This window comes from Streptomyces sp. NPDC087440 (assembly GCF_044744005.1).
GTDB lineage: Bacteria > Actinomycetota > Actinomycetes > Streptomycetales > Streptomycetaceae > Streptomyces.
Map to the genome: position 1 here is coordinate 213297 of NZ_JBIUXN010000004.1, position 23935 is coordinate 237231.

General features: G+C 71.6%; 21 protein-coding genes and 2 tRNA genes. 8 read left to right on the forward strand and 15 right to left on the reverse strand.

All coding sequences use genetic code 11. The features are described 5' to 3' along the window. Nucleotides 1-972: 972 nt before the first annotated feature. A complete protein-coding gene (locus ACIO3O_RS12040; protein WP_401744739.1) occupies nt 973-1152 on the reverse strand; it encodes a hypothetical protein in 180 nt (59 codons plus the stop codon). A gap of 81 nt (nt 1153-1233) precedes the next feature. Between ACIO3O_RS12040 and ACIO3O_RS12045 the strand changes: the two genes are divergently transcribed. Further along, nucleotides 1234-2202: a helix-turn-helix domain-containing protein gene (locus tag ACIO3O_RS12045; protein WP_401744740.1), complete on the forward strand. Its 969-nt coding sequence runs from the start codon at nt 1234-1236 to the stop codon at nt 2200-2202. Between the two features lie 152 nt (nt 2203-2354). On the opposite strand, the gene def is transcribed toward ACIO3O_RS12045, so the two are convergent. From def to ACIO3O_RS12085, 8 genes are all read right to left on the reverse strand, one after another. Continuing rightward, the gene (def, locus tag ACIO3O_RS12050) at nt 2355-2987 is read right to left on the reverse strand and encodes a peptide deformylase (RefSeq protein WP_401744741.1); all 633 of its coding nucleotides are present in this window, start codon (nt 2985-2987) and stop codon (nt 2355-2357) included. Between the two features lie 69 nt (nt 2988-3056). Then, nucleotides 3057-4040 carry a hypothetical protein gene (locus ACIO3O_RS12055; protein WP_345228514.1) on the reverse strand — a complete coding sequence of 328 codons (984 nt, stop codon included), beginning with the start codon at nt 4038-4040 and terminating at the stop codon, nt 3057-3059. 104 nt (nt 4041-4144) lie between these two features. Beyond that, a complete protein-coding gene (locus ACIO3O_RS12060; RefSeq protein ID WP_401744742.1) occupies nt 4145-5356 on the reverse strand; it encodes an HD-GYP domain-containing protein in 1212 nt (403 codons plus the stop codon). A gap of 1 nt (nt 5357) precedes the next feature. Next, the gene (locus tag ACIO3O_RS12065; RefSeq protein WP_401744743.1) at nt 5358-6797 is read right to left on the reverse strand and encodes an HD-GYP domain-containing protein; all 1440 of its coding nucleotides are present in this window, start codon (nt 6795-6797) and stop codon (nt 5358-5360) included. A gap of 133 nt (nt 6798-6930) precedes the next feature. Continuing rightward, complete coding sequence (gene rsrA / locus ACIO3O_RS12070; protein ID WP_401744744.1) at nt 6931-7272, reverse strand: mycothiol system anti-sigma-R factor; 342 nt, start codon at nt 7270-7272, stop codon at nt 6931-6933. Next, on the reverse strand, nt 7269-7937 hold the full coding sequence (locus ACIO3O_RS12075) for a sigma-70 family RNA polymerase sigma factor (protein ID WP_189821317.1): 669 nt from the start codon (nt 7935-7937) through the stop codon (nt 7269-7271). The genes rsrA and ACIO3O_RS12075 overlap by 4 nt, the downstream gene beginning before the upstream one ends. A 239-nt stretch (nt 7938-8176) precedes the next feature. After that, complete coding sequence (locus tag ACIO3O_RS12080) at nt 8177-8809, reverse strand: alpha/beta family hydrolase (RefSeq protein WP_401744745.1); 633 nt, start codon at nt 8807-8809, stop codon at nt 8177-8179. A gap of 621 nt (nt 8810-9430) precedes the next feature. Next, on the reverse strand, nt 9431-10252 hold the full coding sequence (locus ACIO3O_RS12085; RefSeq protein WP_401744746.1) for an SOS response-associated peptidase: 822 nt from the start codon (nt 10250-10252) through the stop codon (nt 9431-9433). A gap of 50 nt (nt 10253-10302) precedes the next feature. Here ACIO3O_RS12085 and ACIO3O_RS12090 point away from each other — a divergent pair, with 50 nt between their 5' ends. From ACIO3O_RS12090 to ACIO3O_RS12105, 4 genes are all read left to right on the forward strand, one after another. After that, complete coding sequence (locus ACIO3O_RS12090) at nt 10303-11055, forward strand: M50 family metallopeptidase (protein ID WP_401744747.1); 753 nt, start codon at nt 10303-10305, stop codon at nt 11053-11055. Nucleotides 11056-11115: 60 nt separating this feature from the next. Further along, the gene (gene aroA / locus ACIO3O_RS12095; protein ID WP_401744748.1) at nt 11116-12435 is read left to right on the forward strand and encodes a 3-phosphoshikimate 1-carboxyvinyltransferase; all 1320 of its coding nucleotides are present in this window, start codon (nt 11116-11118) and stop codon (nt 12433-12435) included. A gap of 18 nt (nt 12436-12453) precedes the next feature. Next, nucleotides 12454-13470, forward strand: coding sequence for a ribosome small subunit-dependent GTPase A (gene rsgA, locus ACIO3O_RS12100; RefSeq protein WP_401744749.1), 1017 nt, complete (start codon nt 12454-12456; stop codon nt 13468-13470). Nucleotides 13471-13583: 113 nt separating this feature from the next. Further along, a complete protein-coding gene (locus ACIO3O_RS12105) occupies nt 13584-13907 on the forward strand; it encodes a multidrug efflux SMR transporter (RefSeq protein ID WP_189820663.1) in 324 nt (107 codons plus the stop codon). A gap of 309 nt (nt 13908-14216) precedes the next feature. On the opposite strand, the gene ACIO3O_RS12110 is transcribed toward ACIO3O_RS12105, so the two are convergent. Continuing rightward, the gene (locus ACIO3O_RS12110) at nt 14217-14783 is read right to left on the reverse strand and encodes a TetR/AcrR family transcriptional regulator (protein ID WP_401744750.1); all 567 of its coding nucleotides are present in this window, start codon (nt 14781-14783) and stop codon (nt 14217-14219) included. A gap of 94 nt (nt 14784-14877) precedes the next feature. On the opposite strand from ACIO3O_RS12110, the gene hisN reads away from it, so the two are divergent. Both hisN and ACIO3O_RS12120 read left to right on the forward strand, forming a co-directional pair. Then, on the forward strand, nt 14878-15678 hold the full coding sequence (gene hisN, locus ACIO3O_RS12115; RefSeq protein WP_401744751.1) for a histidinol-phosphatase: 801 nt from the start codon (nt 14878-14880) through the stop codon (nt 15676-15678). 182 nt (nt 15679-15860) lie between these two features. Continuing rightward, complete coding sequence (locus ACIO3O_RS12120; protein WP_401744752.1) at nt 15861-16262, forward strand: cyclic nucleotide-binding/CBS domain-containing protein; 402 nt, start codon at nt 15861-15863, stop codon at nt 16260-16262. Nucleotides 16263-16355: 93 nt separating this feature from the next. Here the strand turns inward: ACIO3O_RS12120 and ACIO3O_RS12125 are convergent, their stop codons facing one another. Continuing rightward, nucleotides 16356-17831 carry a catalase gene (locus ACIO3O_RS12125; protein WP_401744753.1) on the reverse strand — a complete coding sequence of 492 codons (1476 nt, stop codon included), beginning with the start codon at nt 17829-17831 and terminating at the stop codon, nt 16356-16358. Between the two features lie 107 nt (nt 17832-17938). Between ACIO3O_RS12125 and ACIO3O_RS12130 the strand changes: the two genes are divergently transcribed. Further along, on the forward strand, nt 17939-18352 hold the full coding sequence (locus tag ACIO3O_RS12130) for a Fur family transcriptional regulator (RefSeq protein WP_401744754.1): 414 nt from the start codon (nt 17939-17941) through the stop codon (nt 18350-18352). Nucleotides 18353-18547: 195 nt separating this feature from the next. Here the strand turns inward: ACIO3O_RS12130 and ACIO3O_RS12135 are convergent. The 4 genes from ACIO3O_RS12135 to ACIO3O_RS12150 all read right to left on the reverse strand — a co-directional run bounded on the left by ACIO3O_RS12135 (nt 18548) and on the right by ACIO3O_RS12150 (nt 23917). Further along, nucleotides 18548-18621, reverse strand: a tRNA-Met gene (locus tag ACIO3O_RS12135). Between the two features lie 77 nt (nt 18622-18698). Further along, nucleotides 18699-20645, reverse strand: a complete 1947-nt coding sequence (locus tag ACIO3O_RS12140) for a tetratricopeptide repeat protein (protein WP_401744755.1) — start codon at nt 20643-20645, stop codon at nt 18699-18701. A gap of 172 nt (nt 20646-20817) precedes the next feature. Then, nucleotides 20818-20891: transfer RNA gene (locus ACIO3O_RS12145), tRNA-Met, on the reverse strand. A gap of 77 nt (nt 20892-20968) precedes the next feature. Then, complete coding sequence (locus ACIO3O_RS12150; protein ID WP_401744901.1) at nt 20969-23917, reverse strand: UPF0182 family protein; 2949 nt, start codon at nt 23915-23917, stop codon at nt 20969-20971. Nucleotides 23918-23935: the final 18 nt, after the last annotated feature.

Consider the following 23935-nt stretch of genomic DNA (forward strand, 5'->3'; position numbering starts at 1 on the left):
ACGCACATAACGCCATCCAGTCCCCGGAATCCCGGCTCTCGCCGCGCCCGATGACGAGAGAGATCGGACGTATTTCGAGAACGGGATGAACGGGCGGTGGGTGATGCCACGAGGAAGCAGCAGGGGTATCTCAGAAGTGGGACACTTCTGCGCCCATGTGTCCCACTTCTGAGATACCCCTGCCTCACCCCGCCGAATTCCCACCCGTGCCCCGTCATGAACCATCGCATCACCCGTCGCATCATCCACGCCACGACCCGTCTGCTCCGGTCTTAACGAACGTCCCCTCCCTCCACGGCGTCCCGCGCGGCGAAAGTCGAGATTCAGGAGACGGAGTGGCGCTATGTGCGTCGAACGTATATGTCCCAGCACCCCCATCTCTTGGGAATGCGCCCACCCGCATCAGCAACAAGCTTGAGCACCCACCAACCACTCGTCACTCATCACCGGCCGGAGGAATCCGGCTACCACCCACCCACATCAGCCACGTGCTTGAGCACCAGCTGCCCGCCCACGGTCGGCCGCCGAGCTGACGCCAGCAGCCCCATTGAGGTCGGCGCACCCCCACCGGCCGCCATCAGACGCACGCTCCCGCCACCCATAGCCGACACCCCACCCACACACCGACGGGTGCACGTACGACATCGGCCGTTTCCCGGAGCCCCCACCCACACACCCGCCGCCCGGCAACGGCGGGCGGCCACTCCCCGGACCTTCTCCGGGGCCATTTTTCGGCCGTCCTCCGCACAACGAAACCTGCGCTGGAGGGGAGCCCGTCAAGGGTGAAGCGAAGCGGAATCGGCGAAGCCGACGCGACAAAGGAGCGCCCTTGACGGGCTCCCCGTAAGCGCCACACTCCGGTCCAGAGGGCGGCCCCACCAACACCCACTCCGGGCCCACCCCCACACCGCCCTCCCCCACCCCACAAGGCGCGGACCCCGAGCCCACCAGCCCCCACCCCGGCCACCACCCCTATGCCGCACGGCCATATGCACCCCGCACCCGCTCCCTCCCCTCCTCCACGCCCCGCGCCTCCCCCGCCCTCCGGATCTGCCGATCGATCCGCAGGTCCCGGGCGTGCCCGATCAGCGAAGGAAGTGCGAGAAGTACGAAGACGAACGCTACGACCAGGAAGTTCAGGAATGTGTTCATGCCTCAACTCTCGTACACGGCAGCCGAATTGATGAGTGGCAGGACTGTCATGAGGCATCGAATTACTGCCACACTGGTGGCATGCTGAAAAACGTGGCCGTGGCGCTGGTGGACGGGGCCAACCCGTTCGAACTCGGCGTGCTGTGCGAGGTGTTCGGGATCGACCGGAGCGAAGACGGGCTGCCCGTCTACGACTTCGCGGTCTGTGCCGTCGAGGAGAGTCCGCTGTCCACCCGGTCCGGGGCCTTCACCATCAATGTCCCGCACGGGCTCGACCGGCTGGAGGAGGCGGATCTGATCTGCGTGCCCGCCGATCAGCACTGCGAGTCGCGCACGTATCCGGAGCCGCTGCTGGAGGCGCTGCGGCGCGGCGCGGAGCGTGGGGCGCGGGTGCTGAGCGTGTGCTCGGGGGCGTTCGTGCTGGGCGCCGCCGGACTGCTGGACGACCGGCGCTGCACCACGCACTGGCGGCACGTGGCCGAGCTGGCGCGCAGGCACCCGCGGGCCCGCCTCGAGCCGGACGTGCTGTACGTCGACGAGGGCAGCGTGATCACCTCGGCGGGCACCGCCGCCGGCATCGACGCCTGTCTGCATCTCGTACGGCAGGAGGACGGGCCCGAGGTCGCGAACACCATCGCCCGGCGCATGGTGGTGCCGCCGCACCGGGACGGCGGACAGGCCCAGTACATCGAGCGGCCGCTCACCCGCACCCAGTGCGACCGGGTCGGCGAGACCCTGGCCTGGATGGAGCAGAACCTTCAACTGGAGCTGACCGTCGAGCAGTTGGCGGAGCGGGCGCACATGTCGCCGCGCACCTTCGCCCGCCGCTTCCAGCAGGAGACCGGGACCACGCCGTACCGCTGGGTGCTGCGTCAACGGGTGCTGCTGGCCCAGCAGTTGCTGGAGGGCTCGGACGAGACGATCGACGCGGTCGCGGGGCGGTCGGGCTTCGGTACGGCGGCGGGGCTGCGCCACCACTTCCTGCGTACGCTGGGCACGACCCCGCACGCGTACCGCCGGACCTTCCGGGGCCCGGCCCGGGCCGCCTGAGCGGGCGCGGGACACGGCCCACCCGCCCTGATCGGCCTGAGGCCCCGGCCGGAAGCGGGCCGAACGAGCGGTGCCCGGCCGGACGCCGGGTGAACGACCGGTGCCCGGCTCCTCGTCGAGGGGCCGGGCACCGGTGAACGTACAAGCGGGGACTACGCGTTGGGCACCGTCTCGTACCGCGGGGTGCCCTCTTCCATCTGCTTGAGCGCTTCCTTGCGCTCGCGCTTGGAGAGGCGGTCGATGTAGAGGCGGCCGTAGAGGTGGTCCGTCTCGTGCTGGAGGCAGCGGGCGAAGTAGCCGGTGCCCTCCACCGCGATCGGGTTGCCCTCGGCGTCCTGGCCGCGCACGACCGCGTAGTCGGGGCGGGCCAGCTCGGCGTAGGCGGTGGGGACGGAGAGGCAGCCCTCGTTGGAGTCGTCCAGCACGCGGCGGTCGGCGGGCAGCTCGTCCAGGACCGGGTTGATCACGACGCCGGTGTGGCGCACGCCGTCGTCGTCGGGGCAGTCGTACACGAAGACCTTGAGGTCGACGCCGATCTGGTTGGCGGCCAGGCCCACGCCCTCGGCGGCCTTCTGGCTGGCGAACATGTCGTCGATGAGGGAGGCGAGGGAGGCGTCGAACTCGGTGACGTTCTTGCACTCGCGGTGCAGCACCGGGTTGCCGACGACCGTGATCGGCCGGGCGGTGCCGCGCTCGCGGTACGCCAGCTCGCGCGCCTCGCAGTCCTCCGTGTCGATCACGAACTCGCTGTCGGCCTTCTCGTCGACCTGCTGCTGTTGCGCCATGTCCGCCGTACGCCTTCCTCAAAACCCGAATCGATGCCCGTACAGCCTACGGGCACCGGCCACAAGCGCTCAGCAGACCTCTTCGAGGTCCCGCCACTCGCGGCTGTCCGGGCTGTCCGCGACCCAGCCGTCCAGCAGTCCGCGCACCAGCTGCGGCGGCGCGGCCAGGCCGCACTCGCGCTCGGGGACCCAGAGGTCACCGTTGGTGCGGTGGCCGAGCGGGCCCGGGTGGCCGGGTTCGGAGTGGTCGTGCGGGTCCAGGTGCTGTTCGCCGTCGCCCTCGTCGGAGGGCATCCGGGACTCCGAGCAGGAGCGGCACAGGAGTCGTACGGACGAGGACCAGTCCTCGGCGGCGAATCCGGCGTCCGCGGCCAGGCGCTCCAGTGCGTCCCGGTCGGCCTCGGTGGCGGCCTCCAGGAGGACCACCCAGGTCGGGACCGGGGACGGGGCCCACAGCTCGATCTCGTCGAAGACCGGGAAGGAGGGCCCGGCGGCCGTCACCCGCTCCCCGTGCGGCACCCCGTCGTGCAGGACGACCTCGCCCCAGCGCCGCCCGGAGGACGGGAGCGGGATGGAGAGGACCTCGATGCGGGCGGGGTCCAGCCTGCGGCCCCACACCACCTCGGCCTCGCCCTCGGGCGAGAGGCGCACGGCGGCGCTGCCCAGCTCCATGCCGACCGGTTCGCCGCTCTCCGTGGGCGCACCGGGCACCTTCAGCCCGTACGCCTGCCAGGCCCGGCGGGCGAGCGGCCAGTCCTGGAGGGCGGTGGCGGCGATGCCGACGTTCCACCAGTCGGGGGCGCCCTCCTCGCGGTCGAGCAGGGCGACGGCCCGCAGGCCGGCGGCGCGCGCCTGGTCCCAGTCGTGCCGGAACTTGTGCAGCAGCGCCAGATTGAACCAGGACTCCGAGAGCCAGGGTTCGAGATCCGCCGCACGCGTCAGCAGCGCTCCCGCGTCCTCGTACCGACCGTCGCCGATCAGCGTGAACGCGCGGTCGGTGGCCTGCCGCCACGAGGCGGAGGGCCGATGCCGTACCTTCCCGAAGATCCTCACGATTCCCGCCTGCCGGTTGGCTCTCTCCCCTGCGCGTATCCGCTGCCAGGGGCTCTCTTCGCATCCAACCATGCCCGGTCGGAGGCCCGCTCATTACCCACTGGTTACCCAGGTGGGGGCAGGGCGACTCCGCGCGCGACGACACGGGCCAGGGATTCCACGACCTCGCTCTGATAGTCGCGCCCGGTGCCCAGTCTCAGGCGCTCCAGGGCGCTCAGTGGGCCGCCCAGCCCACCTCCGCATTCCCCCGAGAGGTCGTCGTACGCGTTGACGGTACGGACGATTCTGGCGGTGAGGGGCTGCTCACGGTACGGGTCGGCCTGCCGCTCCACGACCACGGCGACGTCCGCCGGAACCCCGGTCTGCCGCACGACCGCGCCCCCGAGCAGCGCGATGCGCCGCTGCTCGTCGGCGGGGAGGGAGGCGGTGGCCCCGGCGGGCACCGGGTCGACGAGGGAGAGCTGCCCGATGTCGTGCATGAGGGCCGCGTACTCCAGCACGGTCACCTCGTCCCCGGAGAGCCCCATCTCGCGTCCGACGGCCGCCGAAAGGGCCGCCACCCGGTGGGCGTGCCCGGGGCGGGTGTGTCCGGCGATCTCGGTGGCGCGGGCGAGCGAGGCGATGGTCTGCCGGTAGGTGTCCCTGACCTCCCCGTAGCGCCGGAAGGACAGCTGGGTCAGCAGCAGCGGTACGCAGAAGACGGGCAACGCCCACAGTCCGACCACCCCGACCGCGAGGGCCATCACCACCCCGCTCGCGCACACCGCCGAGCCGATGCCGCGCAGGGCCCGCAGCTCGTCCCGCAGGAGGGGGCCGTACGGATGTCCGGTGCGCGCCCGCACCAGTGCGGCGGCGAGCACGGCCTCGCAGAGCCCGGTGAGCGCGAGCAGCACCGCGAGGAAGAGGGCGTACAGGCTGCCGTGCCCGACCCACGCGTCCACCACCCCGGAGTTGTACGCGGGCTGGAAGAGCACGGCGGCGAACCCGACGGTCAGCACGCGCCGGGCGCAGCGGTCGGGGCCGGGGCGGCTCCTGCGCGCCAGCATGCCGAGCAGGGAACCGGCGGCGCTCACGACGACGACCTGCGCGACGCCGTGCGTGGTGACCTCGCCCCCGCAGTGCCCGAGCAGGGCGTACGCGAGGGCCCCCGCGGTCGCGAGCGGTGCGGCCTCGCCGCCCCGGTGGGCGAACTCCCCGAGGCAGATGAGCACCCCGAAGGCGAGGGCGGTGCCGGGCTCGGCGATCCCGCCCCGCAGGAGGAGCCCCAGGGCGGCGAGGCCCCAGAGGAGTGCGGCGATGCGCAAGGCGATGCCCACGTCAGGCCTTCCACCGCTTGAGGAGGGGGGTGCGGGAGGAGCTGCCGGTGTCCCGGCGGGGGGCGGGGTCGTCGCCTCCGGGAGGGGGTGGGCCCGGTGCGGGGACCGCCCCGCCCTGGGCCTCCCGTGGGGTGGACCCGCGGGGGGCCACCAGGAGGGGGCCGGGGGTGTCGGGTTCGTCGGCGGTGACGGCCGGGTTCCAGCCCTCCCGGTGCAGGGCGGCGACCAGGGCGCGCACCATGCGGGCGTCGAACTGGGTGCCCGCGCACCGCTCCAGTTCCGCGACGGCCGCCGCCACCGGCCGGGCCCGCCGGTAGGAGCGGGTCGAGGTCATCGCGTCGAAGGCGTCGGCGACGGCCACCACCCGGGCGAACTCGGGGATGCGCTCGCCGGAGAGTCCGTACGGGTAGCCGCTGCCGTCCATCCGCTCGTGGTGGTGCAGGATCGCCGCCCGCGCCTCCCCGAGGAAGCCGATGCCGCGCACCATCTCGTGCCCGTACTCGGGGTGGAGTTCGATGACCCGGCGTTCCTCGGGGGTCAGTGGTCCGTCCTTGCGCAGGATGCGGGTCGGGACCCCGATCTTGCCGACGTCGTGCAGGATTCCGGCGAAGCGGAGCACCTCCCGCCGTTCCTCGTCCATGCCCAGTTCGGCGGCCATCATCGCGGAGGCCCGGCCGACCCGTTCGCCGTGGCCGCGCGTGTAACGGTCCTTCAGGTCGACCGCCTGGACCAGCGCGCGGATCGTCGACCGGTGGGCGTCGCGCTCGCGTTCGTACTGCGAGAAGACCCAGCAGGAGAGGTACATCGGGAGGAGGACGAAGAGGGCGGCGACCGGTCCGTAGGGGCTGCGCCACAGGACGGCCATCATCAGCCCGGCGAGCCCGTGCACGCAGTGCGGGGCCAGCGAGCGCAGGAAGAGGCCGCGCCAGGCGGTCCGTACGGGAATCCTTTCTGCGGTGACCAGGATGCCGCCGTCCAGCACGGTGAGGACGGCGCAGAAGGCGAGGACCGCCGCTCCGGCGGGGGCCAGCAGGCCCGGGAAGTCGTCCGTGTCCCCGCCCCACCAGGTCCGCACGGACGACGCCGCCCACACGGCGACCGACAGCTCCGCCGCCCGCCACACCCGGCGCACCCCGCCCGGCGTGCGCTTCACCCGCCCCAGCAGGGCGCCGGGCAGCACGGCGAGCGCGGCGGCCGACGGCGGCAGCAGGAAGACGGCTGCCAGCGGTACGGGGAAGAAGGCGCCCGGATCGACGGAGACGGCGTGCCCCACGAACGGGCAGCGGGGCAGCAGTTCGCAGACCGTGTAGAGGACGGCGAGCAGCGCGACCGCGTCCCAGGGGGCCCGGTCCAGGCCACTCGCCCCGGACAGGACGCACAGGCCCGAGAGCAGCACGGCGCAGCAGAGGTAGATCCGCGCACCCGCCGGCAAGGCTCGCACCCGCTCCCCCGCACCCCTTCAGCACAGCCGCCACATCGCGGGCCAGGCTAGCGAGACGAGGGGCCGAAAACGCGCGAAGGCCGCCGGTTCCCCCCATCGAGTGACGAGGGGGAACCGGCGGCCTTCGGGGGTCCTACTTCTTGGCCTCGGAGGCGATGTCCGCCGGTACCTCGGGCGACATCAGGTCCGGTGCGGCCACGTCCTGCTCGGGGACGGCCTGCCCGGCCCGGATCAGGTCGATCCGGCCGAGCACCTTGGAGCGCAGGTCGACGGGTACGTCGTCCGAGCCGCAGCAGCGCTTGACGAGCTTCTTCACGGCCTGCTCCAGGCCGTACTTCTCCAGGCACGGCGAGCACTCCTCGAAGTGCTCCTCGAACTTGGTGCACTCGCCGTCCGGCATCTCTTTGTCGAGGAACTCATAGAGATGGTCGAGCACCTCTGAGCAGTCCGTCTCGTGCGGATCTCCGCAGCTCATGAGCCCGAGCCTTTCCCGTCGTTCGACTCTCCGGAGGCGGACGAGGCGCCCGCGGGCACCAGTCCGCGCTCGCGTGCGTAGTCCTCCAGCATGCCGCGCAGCTGGCGGCGGCCCCGGTGCAGCCGGGACATGACCGTACCGATGGGTGTCCCCATGATGTCCGCGATTTCCTTGTAGGCAAACCCCTCGACATCGGCGAGATACACCGCGATGCGGAACTCCTCCGGGATGGCCTGGAGGGCGGACTTCACGTCCGAGTCGGGCAGGTGGTCGAGCGCCTGCGACTCGGCGGAGCGCAGTCCGGTCGACATGTGCGACTCGGCGCGGGCCAGCTGCCAGTCCTCGATCTCCTCGGAAGCGCTGCGCAGCGGCTCGCGCTGCTTCTTCCGGTAGGAGTTGATGAACGTGTTGGTGAGGATGCGGTAGAGCCAGGCCTTGAGGTTCGTGCCCTCGCGGAACTGGTGGAAGGAGCCGTAGGCCTTCGCGTACGTCTCCTGCACCAGGTCCTCGGCGTCGGCGGGGTTGCGCGTCATGCGCAGCGCCGCCGAGTACATCTGGTCGAGGAAGCCCAGCGCGTCCCGCTCGAAGCGCGCGTTGCGCTCGGCGGTGGTCTCCTCCGCGTGGCCGGCATCGGTCCCTGCGTCGGTCCCAGTGACCGGACCCACCTCCTTCAGCGCCGTGGCGAGCCCGAATGCGGACCCGCTCGACTCGGAGGATAGACGACTACCCTGCTTGCCCGCCGCCTGAGCGGCCGTGGCCGCCGCCCCGGAGATCACCGTCCACTCCAGGTCAGAGGCCTGCGGGCGGCGCGGGCAGATGGTGGAACCCATGCGGCGAACTCCCTCTCGTTTCTACGTCGGACGCAGGCGACAACAGTGGTACGCCGCCGGGCATTCCCGGAGCGTCAGCGCAGTGTCCGGGTCCACGTGCCGACGGCGTCCGTGATCACCGCGAGGACCTGCTCCTCGGTGAGCCCCGCCTTCTTGGGGACCTTGAATCCGTGATCGCCGTACGGCACTTCCACGAGGCCGAAGTCCCCCTTCGGGAATTCCTCGGGCTTCCCGAAGGGGTCGTTGCCGCCCTGGACGACGAGGGTGTCGACGCCGGTGCCCAGCAGCTCGTCCTGCCGCGACTTCTCGGGCCTGCCCGGGGGGTGCAGGGGGAAGCTCAGGGCGAGTACGGCGCGGGCGCCCAGCTCCTGTGCGGTGCGGCAGGCGACGCGGGCGCCGGCGCTGCGGCCTGCGGCGATCACGGGGAGGCCGGGCTTCGCCAGCTCCGGCCAGACGCCGTGCCAGCCCACGTCCAGGGTCTTGGGCGCCGGGGCCACCTTCTTCCCGGCGACGCGCCAGGGCTGCTCGACGAGGGCGACGGTGATGCCGGTGGCGGGCAGGGCGGCGGCCAGTGCCTGGAGGTCCCGGGCCTCCACCCCGCCTCCGGCGCCGTGCCCGATGGCCAGCACGGCCCGGGCCTTCTTCGCCCGATACCAGTGCACCCTGGCCTCACCGGCCCCGGTCTCCACACTCACGACATGATCCATGCGGCCATCTTGCCGGTGCGCACACCACGAGCCCATCCACGACGGGGCCCCCTCGGCCACCGGGACCGCCCTCCTCCCGCTCCCCCCTAGCCCCCCACTGGCCACCGGGGCCGCCCTCCTCCCCTTCCCCGTAGCCCCCTTGGGCGGCGGGGCCGCCCTCCCCCCTTCCCCTTCCCCCTAGCCCCCTTGGGCGGCGGGGCCGCCCCCCGGGGGCGGGACGGGCGGGCAAGGGGGCGGCCCCTCCCGCTCCCGGCCCACCCGGATGCCGCCCCATGGCCCAGCCCCGGCACCGGACGCCCGTCCAAAGAGGCCCCGGCCCGCCCCCGTACCGGACGCACAGCCCCGCCCGGCTCAGGCAGAGAGGCCCCGGACCCGCCCCTTTCCCTAAAGCGCTCGCCGCGCGGCTGCCCAGGGTTCCCGTGCGGGAGCGTCGTGGCTGGTCGCGCAGTTCCCCGCGCCCCTGACGGGGCACGGAAGAGCCGCCCGGTACCAAGCGGTCGCGCCCGCGCGGCGGAGCCGCACGTGCAACACAGCCCCGCGCCCCTGAAGGGGCGCGTCCGTGCGGCGGGGACGCAGAGCACAGCCCCGCGCCCCTGGAGGGGCACGAGCCTCCCCGTGTGGTCAGAAGAGCGTGCCGACCTCCGGCCCGTCCAGCTCCCCCACCAGCTCCGGCCCGTTGTTGCGGACATTGCTGACCGCCGTCCCCACCGGATACGCCCGCACCGACCCCGCCCCCGGCGGCACCAGCAGGCCCCGGGCCTCCTCGACCTCCGTCAGGGTGGGGTCCAGCCACGCCGTCCACTTGTCCGGCGTCAGCATCAGCGGCATCCGGGGGTGGATCTCGGTCAGGGAGGACGGGCCGCCCTCGCCCGCCGGGCCCCCGGCCAGGGGGGTCGTCTCCGCCTCGGTCGTGACGACCGAGCAGGTCACCCACCACGCGAGCAGGTGCTCGTCGGGGAGGGAGCGGTCCCGCCAGAACTCGTAGATCCCGGCCATCGCCATGACCGACCCGTCCGCAGGGGTCACGAAGTACGGCTGCTTGCGGGGGCGCTTCTTCTTGCCCTCTTCCTCCAGGTCCCGCTCGGCGGCCCCCGTCACCCACTCGTAATAGCCGTCCGCCGGCACGATGCACCGCCGCGTCGCGAACGCCCGCTTGAACGACGGCTTCTCGTGGATCGTCTCGGCCCGCGCGTTGATCATCCGCGCCGCCCCCTCGGGCGACTTCGCCCAGGACGGGACGAGACCCCAGCGCAGCATCCGCAGCTGGCGAACCGGACGCGGGTCCTCTGCGTCCTTCACCGTACGTTCGAGAATCACCGGCACCGTCTTCGTCGGCGCCACGTTCCAGTCGGGGACGAAGGTCTCGGCCGGGTCCCACTTCTGCACGTCGAAGATCCCGGCGAGGTCTTCCGCCCCCCGGCTCACCGCATACCGTCCACACATACGTGCCACACTGCCACGCCCGTACAGCCACCAAGGAGCCGTCCGCAGAAATGAACGTCCTCGCCCACGGTCTCCCGCCCGGTGTCCACCTGGCCGCCTCCGACCTCGGGTCCCTCTGGGACCGGCTCACCGGCACCCAGCCCGATCCCGAGAAGTGGATTCTGTACGCGACGGCCGTGCTGGCCCTCATAGCCGTCGTGCCGCACCCCGTCTGGCGGGTGTCCCGGAACGCGATCACCATCGCGCACGAGGGCGGCCACGGGCTGATCGCCCTGCTCACCGGCCGCACCCTGACCGGCATCCGGCTGCACTCCGACACCAGCGGGCTCACCGTCAGCCGGGGCAAACCCACCGGCATCGGCATGATCCTGACCGCCGCCGCCGGATACACCGCGCCGCCGCTGCTCGGGCTCGGCGGGGCGTGGCTGCTGGCCGCCGACCACATCACGTTGTTCCTGTGGCTGGTGACGGCGTTGTTGCTGGTGATGCTGGTGATGATCCGCAATGCGTACGGGGTGCTGACGGTCGTCCTCACGGGTGCCGCCTTCGTGCTGGTCTCCTGGCTGACCGGGCCCGACGTGCAGGCCGCCTTCGCGTACACGGTGGTGTGGTTCCTGCTGCTCGGCGGGGTGCGGCCCGCCTTCGAGCTCCAGTCGAAGCGGCGGCACGGCGGGGCGCCCGACTCCGACGCCGACCAGTTGGCGCGGCTGACGCACGTACCGCCGCTGATGTGGCTGGGGATGTTCCACGTGGTGTCGGTGTGCGCGCTGCTCGGCGGAGGGCGCTGGCTGCTCGGGCTGTGACCTGGAACGGGGTGCCGGAGCGGGGAAGCGTCGCAGTGCCCACCCACTAAACTCGGCAGCATGACCGAAAGCGCCGTGCATCCTGCCCTCTGGCCCGCCCCCCACGCGACCGGGGCCGTCGACGCGACGGTCACCGTGCCCGGCTCCAAGTCGGTCACCAACCGGGCGCTCGTCCTCGCCGCCCTGGCCGCCGAGCCGGGCTGGCTGCGCCGCCCGCTGCGCTCACGCGACACCCTGCTGATGGCGGAGGCACTGCGCTCGATGGGGGTCGGCATCGAGGAGGGCGTCGGCCCCGACGGCTCCGGCGAGGCCTGGCGGATCATCCCGAACGGGCTGCACGGCCCGGCGACCGTGGACGTCGGCAACGCCGGTACGGTCATGCGCTTCCTGCCGCCGGTGGCCGCCCTCGCGGACGGTCCGATCCGCTTCGACGGCGACCCCCGTTCGTACGAGCGTCCGCTCGGCGCCGTGATCACGGCGCTCCGCGCGCTCGGCGCCCGCATCGACGACGACAACCGGGGCGCGCTGCCGCTGACGGTGTTCGGCGGGGGCGCCCTCGACGGCGGTGTCGTCGAGATCGACGCCTCGTCCTCCTCCCAGTTCGTGAGCGCGCTGCTGCTGTCCGCGCCGCGCTTCAACCAGGGCGTGGAGGTACGGCACGTGGGCTCGACCCTGCCGTCCCTGCCGCACATCCGGATGACCGTCGACATGCTGCGTACGATCGGCGCCCAGGTCGACACTCCCGAGTCCGGGGGCGAGGCCAACGTGTGGCGGGTCACGCCCGGCGCCCTCCTCGGCCGCGACCTCACCGTCGAGCCCGACCTGTCCAACGCGCAGCCCTTCCTCGCCGCCGCCCTGATCACCGGCGGCCGGGTCACCGTCCCCGACTGGCCGGAGCGCACCACCCAGCCCGGCGACGCGCTGCGCGAGATCTTCACGGCCATGGGCGGTACGTACGAACTGACCGAGCGCGGCCTGACCTTCACCGGCACGGGCCGGGTCCACGGCATCGACTGGGACCTGAGCGAGGTCGGCGAGCTGACCCCGGGCATCGCCGCCGTCGCCGCCCTGGCCGACTCCCCCTCCACGCTGCGCGGCGTCGCCCACCTGCGGCTGCACGAGACGGACCGCCTGGCCGCGCTCACCAAGGAGATCAACGAGCTCGGCGGCGACGTCACCGAGACCGCCGACGGCCTGCACATCCGGCCGCGCCCGCTGCACGGCGGCACGTTCCACACGTACGACGACCACCGCATGGCGACGGCCGGTTCGATCATCGGTCTCGCGGTGAAGGGCGTGGAGATCGAGAACGTGGGGACGACCGCCAAGACCCTGCCCGACTTCCCGGCCATGTGGTCCGACATGCTCGCGGGCAACTGACGGGCCGGGGACGCGACGATGCGCCGCTACGGCAAGAACCCCGACGAGGACGACATCCGCGTCCGGCCCAACCGCAAGGGCAACCGCCCGCGCACCCACATCCGGCCCAAGCACGAGGACGCCCAGGAGGGCATGGTCCTCACCGTGGACCGGGGCCGCCTGACCTGCCTCGTCGAGGACCGTCAGGTCGTCGCGATGAAGGCCCGTGAACTGGGCCGCAAGGCGGCGGTCGTGGGCGACAAGGTCATGATCGTCGGGGATCTCTCGGGCGACAAGGACACCCTCGCGCGCATCGTCCGCATCGAGCCGCGCAGCTCCGTGCTGCGGCGCACGGCCGACGACGACGACCCCTTCGAGCGGGTCGTCGTCGCCAACGCCGACCAGCTCGCCATCGTCACCGCGCTCGCCGACCCCGAACCGCGCCCCCGCATGATCGACCGCTGCCTGGTGGCAGCGTACGACGGCGGTCTGACACCGCTCCTGGTCCTCACCAAGTCCGACCTGGCCTCCGCGGACTCCCTGCTGGAGATGTACGTGCCGCTGGGCGTCCCGTACATCGTCACGAGCCGCGAGGAGCTGGAGAACGGCGCCGCGAGCGATGTCGTACGGGAGCACCTCGACGGCAAGATCACGGCCTTCGTGGGGCACTCCGGCGTCGGGAAGACGACCCTGGTCAACACGCTCGTCCCCGAGGAACGCCGCCGCACCACCGGGCACGTCAACGCGGTCACCGGACGTGGCCGCCACACCACCACCTCCGCGCTCGCGCTCCCTCTGGCGGGCGAGTCCGGCTGGGTGATCGACACCCCAGGCGTGCGGTCCTTCGGGCTGCACCACGTGGACCCGTCCCGCGTCATCAACGCCTTCCCCGACCTGGAGCCGGGCACGGAGGACTGCCCGCGCGGCTGCACCCACGACGACCAGGCGGTGGACTGCGCGCTGGACAAGTGGGTGTCGGACGGGCACGCGGACCCGGCCCGGCTGTACTCGCTGCGCCGGCTGCTCGCCACCCGGGAACGCCGCGACGGGGACTGAACCGAACGCGTTTGCCCCGGCGTCCCCCTGGTAAAGGCATAATCACACCAAGCGAGACGAAGCAGTCACCGACCGGGGCCGACGCGGCTTCCGGCTGACGCGGGAGGCACTCAATGGCGTGGCTGCTAGTGGTGGTCGCAGGCATCCTCGAAACCGGTTTCGCGGTCTGCCTCAAGCTCTCCCACGGCTTCACCAGACTCTGGCCGACGATCGCGTTCGCCGCGTTCGCGCTGGGCAGCTTCGGGCTTCTGACCCTGGCCCTGAAGCGCCTGGACGTGGGCCCCGCCTACGCGGTCTGGACCGGGATCGGGGCGGCGGGGACCGCCATCTACGGCATGGTCTTCCTGGACGACGTGGTCTCCACCCTGAAGCTGGTCTCCATCTCCTTCGTCATCATCGGCGTCATCGGCCTCCAACTCTCCGGCTCCTCCCACTAGCCGCTCGGGCGCGGGGCAACGGGGGGCGGGTTCGCTGCCCGGTGCGGGTGCGTGGTGGGTCTTTGTTCCGTGCGGGTGCGTGGTGGGTGTCTGTTCCGTGCGGGTGCGTCGTGGCTGGTCGCGCAGTTCCCCGCGCCCCTGATGGCATGCCCTCCGGGCAGCCATCCCCCCCCCGCCCCCTTGGGCGGCGGGGCCGCCCCCCGGGGGCGGAACGGGCGGGCAAGGGGGCGGCCCGCCCGACACCGGGCCACCCCGCTCCCGGCCCTCTCGCCGCCGGGCCAGCCCTGCACCGGCCCGAGGCCAAGCCCCTCACAGCAGGCCCCGCACGACCTCCCCCACCCCGCCGCCCCCCGCCCCAGGGGCCACCACCCACGACACCGCCACCCGCACCACCACCTCGCACGGCACCCCCGCCCCCACCCCCGCCGCCATCCGCCCCCGTACGTCCTCCACCAGCTCAGGGGCCCCCGGCACACCCCCGTCGGCCCGCCGCTGCGCCGCCCCCGCCGCCCCCGCCGGGACGCCCCGCGCGGCCCGCCCCGACGGCAGCCGGTCCGACCAGCAGCCCGTCACCAGCGCCCGTACCAGGACGTTCGTCCGGGCCGCCCGGACGATCCACTCCGCGACCCCGGCCAGCCGGTCCGCGTCCGCGCCGGTGCGGTCCGCCAGCACCCGGTCGACGCCCGCCAGGAAGCCGTCCGCCTCCCGCCGTACCAGCGCCCGCGCCAGGCCGTCCTTGGAGCCGAACTCGTTGTAGAGGGTCTGCCGGGACACGCCGGCCGCCGCGGCCACGTCGACCATCCGCACCGCCGTCCAGGGCCGCGTCGCCAGTGACGTGTAGGCGGCGTCCAACAGGGCTTCTCGCGCAGTGGGCATAGCCTCGCCTCCCGTCTGTCAGCGTTGACGGCCCGTCACCCACTGTCAAGACCGCCCGCGCCCCGCCGGACGCGCTGCGGCTACTGTGACGCCCATGCCCGACTATCACGATGACCTGCGCCTCGCCCACGTCCTCGCCGACGCCGCCGACGCCACCACCATGGAGCGGTTCAAGGCCCTGGACCTCAAGGTCGAGACGAAGCCGGACATGACGCCGGTGACGGAGGCCGACAAGGCGGCGGAGGAGCTGATCCGCGGTCACCTCAAGCGCGCCCGCCCGCGCGACGCGATCCTCGGCGAGGAGTACGGCCTGGAGGGTTCGGGCCCGCGCCGCTGGGTGATCGACCCGATCGACGGCACGAAGAACTACGTGCGAGGCGTCCCGGTGTGGGCCACCCTGATCTCCCTCATGGAGGCGGGCGAGGGAGGCTTCCGCCCGGTCGTCGGCGTGGTGTCCGCCCCCGCGATCGGCCGCCGCTGGTGGGCGGCGAAGGGCGCGGGCGCGTACACCGGCCGCAGCCTGACCTCCGCGACCCGCATCCACGTCTCCAAGGTGCCGAAGATCGAGGACTCCTCGTTCGCGTACTCCTCACTGACCGGCTGGGAGGAGCAGGGCCGCCTCGACGGCTTCCTCGACCTGACGCGTGCGTGCTGGCGCACCCGTGGCTACGGCGATTTCTGGCCGTACATGATGGTCGCCGAGGGCTCCGTCGACATCTGCGCCGAGCCGGAGCTCTCCCTGTGGGACATGGCCGCGAACGCGATCGTCGTCGAGGAGGCGGGCGGCAGTTTCAGCAGCCTGGACGGCGTCCCGGGCGTCGAGGGCGGCAACGCGGCGGCCTCCAACGGCCTGCTCCACGCCGAGCTCCTCGGCTATCTCAACCAGCGCTCCTGAGCCGCCTGAGGGGCGTGTGTCATTTTTTTACGCGCCCCTCAGTTTGCCTCTACCTGCCCCTTGTTGACCCTTGGCGAGCCTGCGACTCTGAGAGTTCCCTCATTTGTGAACTTGTGAATCCGTTCCCGTTGCGGAGACCGCCACGGGGCTGCGGACGCACACTCAGGAGGTGGCTGCACTCCATGCTCGTACGCGATGCCATGAGCACGATGGTCCTCACCATCGGCCCCGCCCACACCCTCCGCCAGGCCGCCCGGCTGATGTCCGCCCGTCATGTCGGCGCGGCCATCGTCCTCGACTCCGACACCAGCGGTCTGGGCATCCTGACCGAGCGCGATCTCCTCAACTCCGTCGGGTCGGGCCAGGACCCCGACCTGGAAACGGCCGGCTCCCACACCACCACCGACGTCGTCTTCGCCGCCCCCTCCTGGACCCTGGAGGACGCGGCCGAGGCCATGGCGCACGGCGGCTTCCGCCACCTGATCGTGCTGGACGAGCAGGGCGAGCCGGTCGGCGTCGTCTCGGTCCGCGACATCATCCGCTGCTGGGCCCCGAGCCGCCGCCCGGCGACACTGGCGGGCTGAGGCCGTACCGTACGGAAATTCTCGTACGGTACGGAAAATCCGGTGGGCCGGACCTCCAGGGGAATCCGGCCCACCGGCCTCGCGGCATCAGCCCTACTGGCTGCGCAGCTCGCGCACCGCGGCCTCCAGGCGCTTGCCGAAGTCGGCGTCGGCCCGGCGGAAGTTGTTCACCGCGCGCTCGGCGATCTCCTCGCGCGAGACCTTGGAGATGAACCCGGCGAGGTTGTCGACCAGGCGGACCTTCTCGTCCTCGGACATCAGCCGGTAGAGGGTGCCCGCCTGCACGAAGTCGTCGTCCTCGGCATGGCCGGGGGCCTCGTGGTTGCCGGTCGGGCCGGTCACCGCGACCGGCTGCCACAGCGGCTGGTGGGTCTCAACCGGGCCGCCGAAGCTGTTCGGCTCGTAGTTCTTGGCGCCGTTGTGGCGGCCGTCGTAGAGGAAGCCGTCACGGGAGTACGTGCGCGCCTCGGTGGCGTGCGGGCGGTTCACCGGCAGGTGGTCGGCGTTGATGCCGACGCGGTAGCGGTGGGCGTCGCCGTACGCGAACAGCCGTCCCTGGAGCATCTTGTCGGGGGACGGGCCGATGCCCGGCACGAAGTGCGCGGGGCTGAAGATCGACTGCTCGACCTCGGCGAAGACGTTCTGCGGGTTGCGGTTGAGCTCCAGCTTCCCGATCTCGACCGGCGGGTAGTCCTCGTGCGGCCACACCTTGGTGAGGTCGAACGGGTTGAAGCGGTACGTCGCCGCGTCCGCCGCGGGCATGATCTGCACCTGCACCGTCCAGGACGGGAACTCACCGCGCTCGATGGCCTGGCGCAGGTCGCGCTGGTGGCTGTCGGGGTCCATGCCGGAGAGCTGGTTGGCCTCTTCGGTGGTGAGGTTCTTGATGCCCTGGTCGGTCTTGAAGTGGTACTTCACCCAGAAGACCTCGCCCCGGGCGTTGTTCCACTGGTACGTGTGCGAGCCGTAGCCGTTCATGTGGCGGTACGTCGCCGGGATGCCCCGGTCGCCGAAGAGCCACGTCACCTGGTGGGTGGACTCCGGGCTCAGCCCCCAGAAGTCCCACACATTGTCGGCTTCCTGGCTGCCCGTGTACGGGTCGCGCTTCTGGGTGTGGATGAAGTCGGGGAACTTGATGGCGTCCTTGATGAAGAAGACGGGGGTGTTGTTCCCGACGAGGTCGTAGTTCCCCTCCTCCGTGTAGAACTTCAGCGCGAAGCCGCGCGGGTCGCGCACGGCGTCGGCGGAACCGAGGTTGCCCGCGACGGTGGAGAAGCGCAGAAACGTCTCCGTCTGCTTGCCGACCTCGGACAGGAACGCCGCCCGCGTCCACTGCGAGACGTCACGGGTGAGCGTGAAGGTGCCGTACGCACCCGCTCCCCGGGCATGCACGACACGCTCCGGGATCCGCTCCCGGTTGAAGTGCGCGAGCTTCTCCAGCAGCGCCTGGTCCTGGACGAGTACGGGCCCGCCGACGCCGGCCGTCTCGCTGTTCTGGTTGTCGGCGACCGGCGCGCCGGCCTCGGTGGTGAGCGGTCCCTGCGTGGTCACGTACGCCTCCTGCGTCATTGGCTTTCGCTGCAATCGATCCTACTCTGGACTTAGTCCAAGTCAAACAAGCATCCAACTCCACACCCATTCGGGACTAAGGTCCCTCCCCTGTTAGGCTGGAAGACATGAGCGACCTACTGGAACGACTGCGCGGACGCGGCTGGCGCATGACGGCACAGCGTCGCGTCGTGGCCGAGGTCCTCGACGGGGACCACATGCACCTGACCGCGGACGAGGTGCACGCCCGCGCGGTCGACCGGCTGCCGGAGATCTCGCGCGCCACGGTCTACAACACGCTGGGCGAGATGGTCTCCCTGGGCGAGGTCATCGAGGTCTCCACGGACCGCCGCGCCAAGCGCTACGACCCCAACGCCCACCGCCCGCACCAGCACCTGGTGTGCGCACAGTGCGGCGCCATCCGCGACGTCCACCCCTCCCGCAACCCCCTCTCCGACCTCCCGGACACGGAACGCTTCGGCTTCACCATCTCCGCCGTGGAAGTCACCTACCGCGGCCTCTGCCCCACCTGCGCCCCATAAGGGGCGCGGGGAACTGCGCGAGCAACCAAACCCCAAGCCGCGCGGCGAGCGCTTTAGGTGAAGGGGCGGGACCGGGGCACGAAACGGGGGCCCGGGGGCAGCGCCCCCGGCAGTAACAGCACCCCCCACCCACCCCGCGCACAAAAACGACCGAAGGCCCGGAACTCTCACGAGTTCCGGGCCTTCGGCCTCTAGTAGCGGGGACAGGATTTGAACCTGCGACCTCTGGGTTATGAGCCCAGCGAGCTACCGAGCTGCTCCACCCCGCGTCGGTAGACACAACCCTACGCCGCGCCCCCGACCAGCGCAAATCGACAACCCCGACCCCACCCCCACCCACCGCCGCTCAAGCCGTCAGCTCCTGGTGCAACGCGTCCCGCAACCTCGCCGCCCGCTCCGCCACCTCCGCCGGCCCCAGCTCCACGGCCCGCACACACCACCGCTCACCCTCGCCCAGCTCCCCCCGCCGCGCCGCCAGCAACGCCAGCCGCAGCGCGGCCCGCCCGTGACCGGCGTGCGCCGCCCGCGTCCACCACAGCTGCGCCTCGGGCTCGCGCCCCTCCCTGGCCAGCAGCAGCCCCAGGTTGAACGCCCCGCCCAGGCTCCCCGCCTCGGCCGCCTCCCGGTACCACCGCGCCGCGCCCTCCGCGTCACCGCGTCCGGCGGCCAGCATCCCGACCCGTACCTGTGCACGGCGGTGCCCCTGCTCGGCGGCGCGTTCGTACCACTCCTCGCACTCGGACTTCTCGTCCACCGGCTCGCCCAGCACGGGCGGCCCGGCGGGCGGCCGCCGCGCGTCGAGCAGCATCCCGAGCCGGAACGCCCCCTCCGCACTGCCCCCGCCCGCGGCCCGCCGCAGATGCGCCTCCGCGTCCATCTCGTCGCCGTCCCGCAGCAGCGCGATGCCGACCTGGAGGGCCGCCTCGGTGTGCCCGGCGGCGGCCGCCCGCTCGTACCACTCGAAGGCACCCTGCTCGTCGCCCCGGCCCGCGTACAGAATCCCCAGGTTGAAGGCGGCATCCACACTCCCCGCTTCGGCCGCCTTGGAGAACCACGGCTCGGCGCCGGAAGCATCGCCCCCCTGCATCAGCAGGATCGCCAGCGCGTTCGCCGCCTCCCGGTGGCCCGCGTAGGCGGCCCGCCGGTACCACTGCTCGGCCTGGGCCGTACGTCCCTGGGCCGCGCACAGCAGCCCCAGGTTGTACGCCCCGTTGATGTCACCGGCGTCCAGGGCGGCCCGATACCAGCGCTCGGCGGTCTGCTGCTCGCCCCGGGCGGCGTGCTGCGCCCCCAGGGCGTTCGCGGCGTTCCCGTCGCCCTCCTGGGCGGCGCGCAGCCACCACACGGCGGCGCTCTCCTCGTCGCCCGCGTCGCGCAGCAGGAAGCCCAGTGCGCAGGCGGCGCGCGGCTCGCCGTCCTTGGCGGAGGTCAGGTACCAGCGCCCGGCCTCCTTCAGCTCGCCGCGGGCCTCCAGGATGACGCCCAGGTGCAGGGCGGCCCTGCGGTGTCCGCGCGCGGCGGCCTGCCGGTACCACTGCTCGGCCTCGACGGCGGGCGGCTTCTCGCCGGGTGCCACCGACGACGTACGCAGCATGCGCGGATCGGTGTCCCACGTGATGCCCCGACGGCTCGCCACGTCGGCGGCGGGCCCGCCCCCGGTGGGTGTACCGGCCCGCCGGTCCAGCAGCCGTGCCAGGCGGTACGAGGCCTCCCGGTGGCCCTGTTCGGCGGCGGCCCGCAGCCAGCGCTCGGCGCCGACGTCGCCCCGGTGCTCCAGAAGGTCGGCGAGGGCGTACGCGCCCAGGGCGTGACCGTGCTCGGCGGACTGCCGCAGCCAGTACTCGGCGGCGGGCTCGTCACCGCGCTCGCGGTAGTGGCGGCCCAGTGCGTGGGCGGCGGCGGAGGACCCGGCGACGGCGGCGATGCGCCACCATCCGGCGGCCTCCTCCGCGTACCCGCGCTGGTGCAGCAGGACCCCGAGGTTGTTGGCGGCGGCCCGGTCACCGGCGGCGGTGGCGGCGCGCAGGTGCGGTTCGGCTCCGTCGAGGTCGCCGCGGCGCAGCAGCAGGGAGCCGAGGACGCTCATGGACGCGGCGTCGCCGTTCGCGGCGGCCTGCCGGTGGCGCACTTCGTCCTCGGCCGTGGCAGTGTCGGTGCCGTCGTCGGCCCGCCGCTGTTCCAGCAGGGCCGCCCGGTCCCGTCCGGACCCGTCCCGTGCCGTCTCGTCCCGTGCCGTGTTGTCCCGCGTTGTCTCAACCCGCCCTGTCTCCAACAGAGTTGCCCTGTCCCCCATAGTTTTCATCGTCGCACCACCCGCAACCCGGGTACACCTGGTATACCGCAGCCTTTGAGGTCACTTCAGCGTTTTGTCGACATGCCCACAGGGCGACAAGTCAAACACATACGGTGTACGGACATACGAAGAGGGCCCGAATCCTCAATGGATTCGGGCCCTCTTCCTTCAGTAGCGGGGACAGGATTTGAACCTGCGACCTCTGGGTTATGAGCCCAGCGAGCTACCGAGCTGCTCCACCCCGCGTCGTTGTTCTGCAACCGTACCACGCTGCGGGGTGGGGCCGACCAGCCGTTTTCTCCACGGCGGCCGGCCCCGGGGGATCAGTCGTTCTTCGGTGGTGTGCCCGCGTCCGGCGACTTCGCGGGGTCCGGCGTCTTGCCGTCGCCCTTGTTGTCGCCCTTGTTGTCGGCGGGCGGTGCGCTCTTCTGGGCGTCGGCCGCCCGCTGGAGCGCGTCGCGCAGTGCGTCCTGCGCCTTGCCGTACGCGACCCAGTCCTGCGGCGACTTGGCGAGCGCCTTGTCGCTGTCGGCCAGTGCGGCAGAGGCGTCCGCGATGGCCTTCTGGAGCGCCGCGGAGCCGGTCGCGGGCGGCTTGGTGGTGCCGTCGCCCTTGTCCGGCGGGGTCTCCGCGCCCTTCTCGCCGAAGACCGCGTTCAGCGCCTCGGCGAGGCTGTCCTTGAAGACGGTCTCCTTGCCGTAGGAGACGCCGACCTTCTTCAGCAGCGGGTACTGGGCGTTGTTGCCCTGGGCGTACACCGGGGTGACGTACAGGAACCCGTCGTTGAGCGGGATCGTCAGCAGGTTGCCGTACTCGATGTCCGAGTTGGCGCCCTTGGTGTTGCGGACGAACTCCGTGACGTCGGGGTTGGTGCTCAGCCGGTTCTGCACCTGCTGCGGACCGAGGACGTCACCGGTGACTCTCAGGAGCCTTATGGTGCCGTAGCTCGGACTCGCCGCATCCGCGTCGACCGCCATGAACCCCCCGAGGTTGGGGCGTCCGTTGGGCGTGAAGGTCGTCGTCAGGGAGAAGTTCTGCTCCTTGTCGCCGGGCATCTTCAGGCTCAGGTAGTACGGCGGCACGGCGCCCTTGGCGTCGGTCGTCGGGTCGTCCGGGACCTGCCAGGCGTCGGAGCCCGAGTAGAACTGCTTGGGCTCGGTGACGTGGTAGCGGGTGAGCAGCTCGCGCTGGACCTTGAACATGTCCTGCGGGTAGCGCAGGTGTTCCTTGAGCTGCGCCGGGATCTTGTCCTTGTCCTCGACCGTGCCCGGGAACGCCTTCTTCCAGGTCTTGAGGACCGGGTCCTTCTCGTCCCACTCGTAGAGCTTGACCGTGCCGTCGTACGCGTCGACGGTCGCCTTCACCGAGTTGCGGATGTAGTTGACCTGGTTCTGCTGGGCGACGACGGCGCGCTGGTTGGTGGTCAGCGAGTCGGTCGTGGTGTCGCCGAGCGTGGTGCGCGACGCGTACGGGTAGCCGTTGGTCGTGGTGTAGGCGTCGACGATCCACTGGATGCGGTTGCCGATGATCGCCGGGTAGGCGTCGCCGTCGATGGTCAGCCAGGGGGCGACGGCCTCGACGCGCTCCTTGGGCGTGCGGTTGTACAGGATCCGCGAGCCCTCGCCGATGGCGCCGGAGTAGAGGATCTGCGGCTCGCTCATCGTGACGGCGTAGGCCGCACGGTTGAACGGGTTGGCGAGGTTGACGCCGCTGTTGCCCTTGTAGCTGGTGGTCTTGGTGGGCTCGCCGTTCTTCTCGTAGTCGAGCTCCTGCTGCGGGCCGCCGACGATCGAGTACTGCTCGGTCTTCTCGCCGTAGTAGATCCGCTGCTCGTACTTGGCCTTCTCGCTGAGCACACCGCTGGACGGCAGACCCGACTCGGTGAACTCCGGGCCGCCCTCGTTGTCCGCGTTCACGGACGTGCCCTTGGCGCTGACCGCGCCGTAGCCGTGGGTGTAGTAGAAGTGGTCGTTGATCCAGTTCCGCTTCGGGATGCCCTTGAGGTCCAGCTCGCGCAGGCCGATGACGGTGTCCTGACCGTTGTAGCGGTCCACGTCGAGGGTCTGCGGGAACTGGTAGTACTTCCGCTCCTGCTGGAGCTGGCGGAAGGTGGGCGAGACCACGTTCGGGTCGAGCAGGCGGTAGCTGGCCGCCGTGTCGGCGTCCTTGCGCAGCTGCGCGCTGTCGCCGCTGTCGCCCGCGCCCGCGTAGTCGGTGACCTTGGCGCCGTCGATGTCGTACGCCTTGCGGGTCGCATCGATGTTCTTCTTGATGTACTCCGCTTCCTTGGCCTGCTCGTTCGGCTGGACCTGGAACTTCTGCACGATCGCCGGGTAGAGCCCGCCGATCAGGATCGCGGAGAGCACCATCAGACCGAAGCCGATCACCGGCAGCTGCCAGGTGCGGCGCCACAGCGTCGCGAAGAACAGCACGGCGCAGATGACGGCGATGCAGAACAGGATCGTCTTCGCCGGGAGGTAGGCGTTGGCGTCGACGTAGCGCAGACCCGTCCAGTTGCCGGTGGCCTTGAAGTCACTGGACTTCACCGCCAGCCCGTACCGGTCGAGCCAGTACGCGACGGCCTTCAGCGCGACGAACACGCCGAGCAGCACCGACAGGTGCCCCGTCGCGGCGGCGCTCGCGCGCGCACCGGGCGTGGTGAGCCGCAGTCCGCCGTACAGGTAGTGCACCAGGGCGGCGGCGACCAGCGAGATCACCGCGGCGGCGAACCCGAAGCCGAGCAGGAAGCGGTACCAGGGCAGGTCGAAGGCGTAGAACGCCACGTCGAGCCCGAACTGCGGGTCCTTCTGCCCGAACAGCTCGCCGTTGACCCACAAGAGCCAGGTGCGCCACTGCCCGGCGGCGGACGCGCCCGCGATCAGCCCGACGAGGGCGGTGATCGCGATCAGCACCCACTTCTTGTACGGGGCCAGGCCCATCCGGTAGCGGTCGAGGCTCTGCTGCTCCATCGACATGGCGCTGAGCGGCGGCCGCAGGCGGTGCGCCAGCCAGACGTTCACGCCGACGGCTGCGGCCATGAGGAGACCGAAGACGGCGAACAGGCCGATCTTGGTCCACAGGGTGGTGGTGAAGACGGAGGAGAATTTGACCGACCGGTACCAGAGCCAGTCCGTCCAGAACCCCGCGAACATGACGAACGCCATGGCCAGGACGGCCAGGACCCCCAGTGTCATGAGCAGGGTCCGGGCGCGCCGGGAGGGCCGGCCCACTCTGATCCGTGGCCCGGTCGGGCCTCCGCCGCGGTCCGGCATCTGGAAAGCCAACGTGCG

Bases quoted from the DNA above. Each gene is read 5' to 3' on its own strand.
- ACIO3O_RS12040 (WP_401744739.1), bottom strand. From the start codon at position 1,152: ATGAACACATTCCTGAACTTCCTGGTCGTAGCGTTCGTCTTCGTACTT.
- ACIO3O_RS12045 (WP_401744740.1), top strand. From the start codon at position 1,234: ATGCTGAAAAACGTGGCCGTGGCGCTGGTGGACGGGGCCAACCCGTTC.
- def (WP_401744741.1), bottom strand. From the start codon at position 2,987: ATGGCGCAACAGCAGCAGGTCGACGAGAAGGCCGACAGCGAGTTCGTG.
- rsrA (WP_401744744.1), bottom strand. From the start codon at position 7,272: ATGAGCTGCGGAGATCCGCACGAGACGGACTGCTCAGAGGTGCTCGAC.
- ACIO3O_RS12080 (WP_401744745.1), bottom strand. From the start codon at position 8,809: ATGGATCATGTCGTGAGTGTGGAGACCGGGGCCGGTGAGGCCAGGGTG.
- ACIO3O_RS12085 (WP_401744746.1), bottom strand. From the start codon at position 10,252: ATGTGTGGACGGTATGCGGTGAGCCGGGGGGCGGAAGACCTCGCCGGG.
- ACIO3O_RS12090 (WP_401744747.1), top strand. From the start codon at position 10,303: ATGAACGTCCTCGCCCACGGTCTCCCGCCCGGTGTCCACCTGGCCGCC.
- aroA (WP_401744748.1), top strand. From the start codon at position 11,116: ATGACCGAAAGCGCCGTGCATCCTGCCCTCTGGCCCGCCCCCCACGCG.
- rsgA (WP_401744749.1), top strand. From the start codon at position 12,454: ATGCGCCGCTACGGCAAGAACCCCGACGAGGACGACATCCGCGTCCGG.
- ACIO3O_RS12105 (WP_189820663.1), top strand. From the start codon at position 13,584: ATGGCGTGGCTGCTAGTGGTGGTCGCAGGCATCCTCGAAACCGGTTTC.
- ACIO3O_RS12110 (WP_401744750.1), bottom strand. From the start codon at position 14,783: ATGCCCACTGCGCGAGAAGCCCTGTTGGACGCCGCCTACACGTCACTG.
- hisN (WP_401744751.1), top strand. From the start codon at position 14,878: ATGCCCGACTATCACGATGACCTGCGCCTCGCCCACGTCCTCGCCGAC.
- ACIO3O_RS12120 (WP_401744752.1), top strand. From the start codon at position 15,861: ATGCTCGTACGCGATGCCATGAGCACGATGGTCCTCACCATCGGCCCC.
- ACIO3O_RS12125 (WP_401744753.1), bottom strand. From the start codon at position 17,831: ATGACGCAGGAGGCGTACGTGACCACGCAGGGACCGCTCACCACCGAG.
- ACIO3O_RS12130 (WP_401744754.1), top strand. From the start codon at position 17,939: ATGAGCGACCTACTGGAACGACTGCGCGGACGCGGCTGGCGCATGACG.
- ACIO3O_RS12140 (WP_401744755.1), bottom strand. From the start codon at position 20,645: ATGGGGGACAGGGCAACTCTGTTGGAGACAGGGCGGGTTGAGACAACG.
- ACIO3O_RS12150 (WP_401744901.1), bottom strand. From the start codon at position 23,917: ATGCCGGACCGCGGCGGAGGCCCGACCGGGCCACGGATCAGAGTGGGC.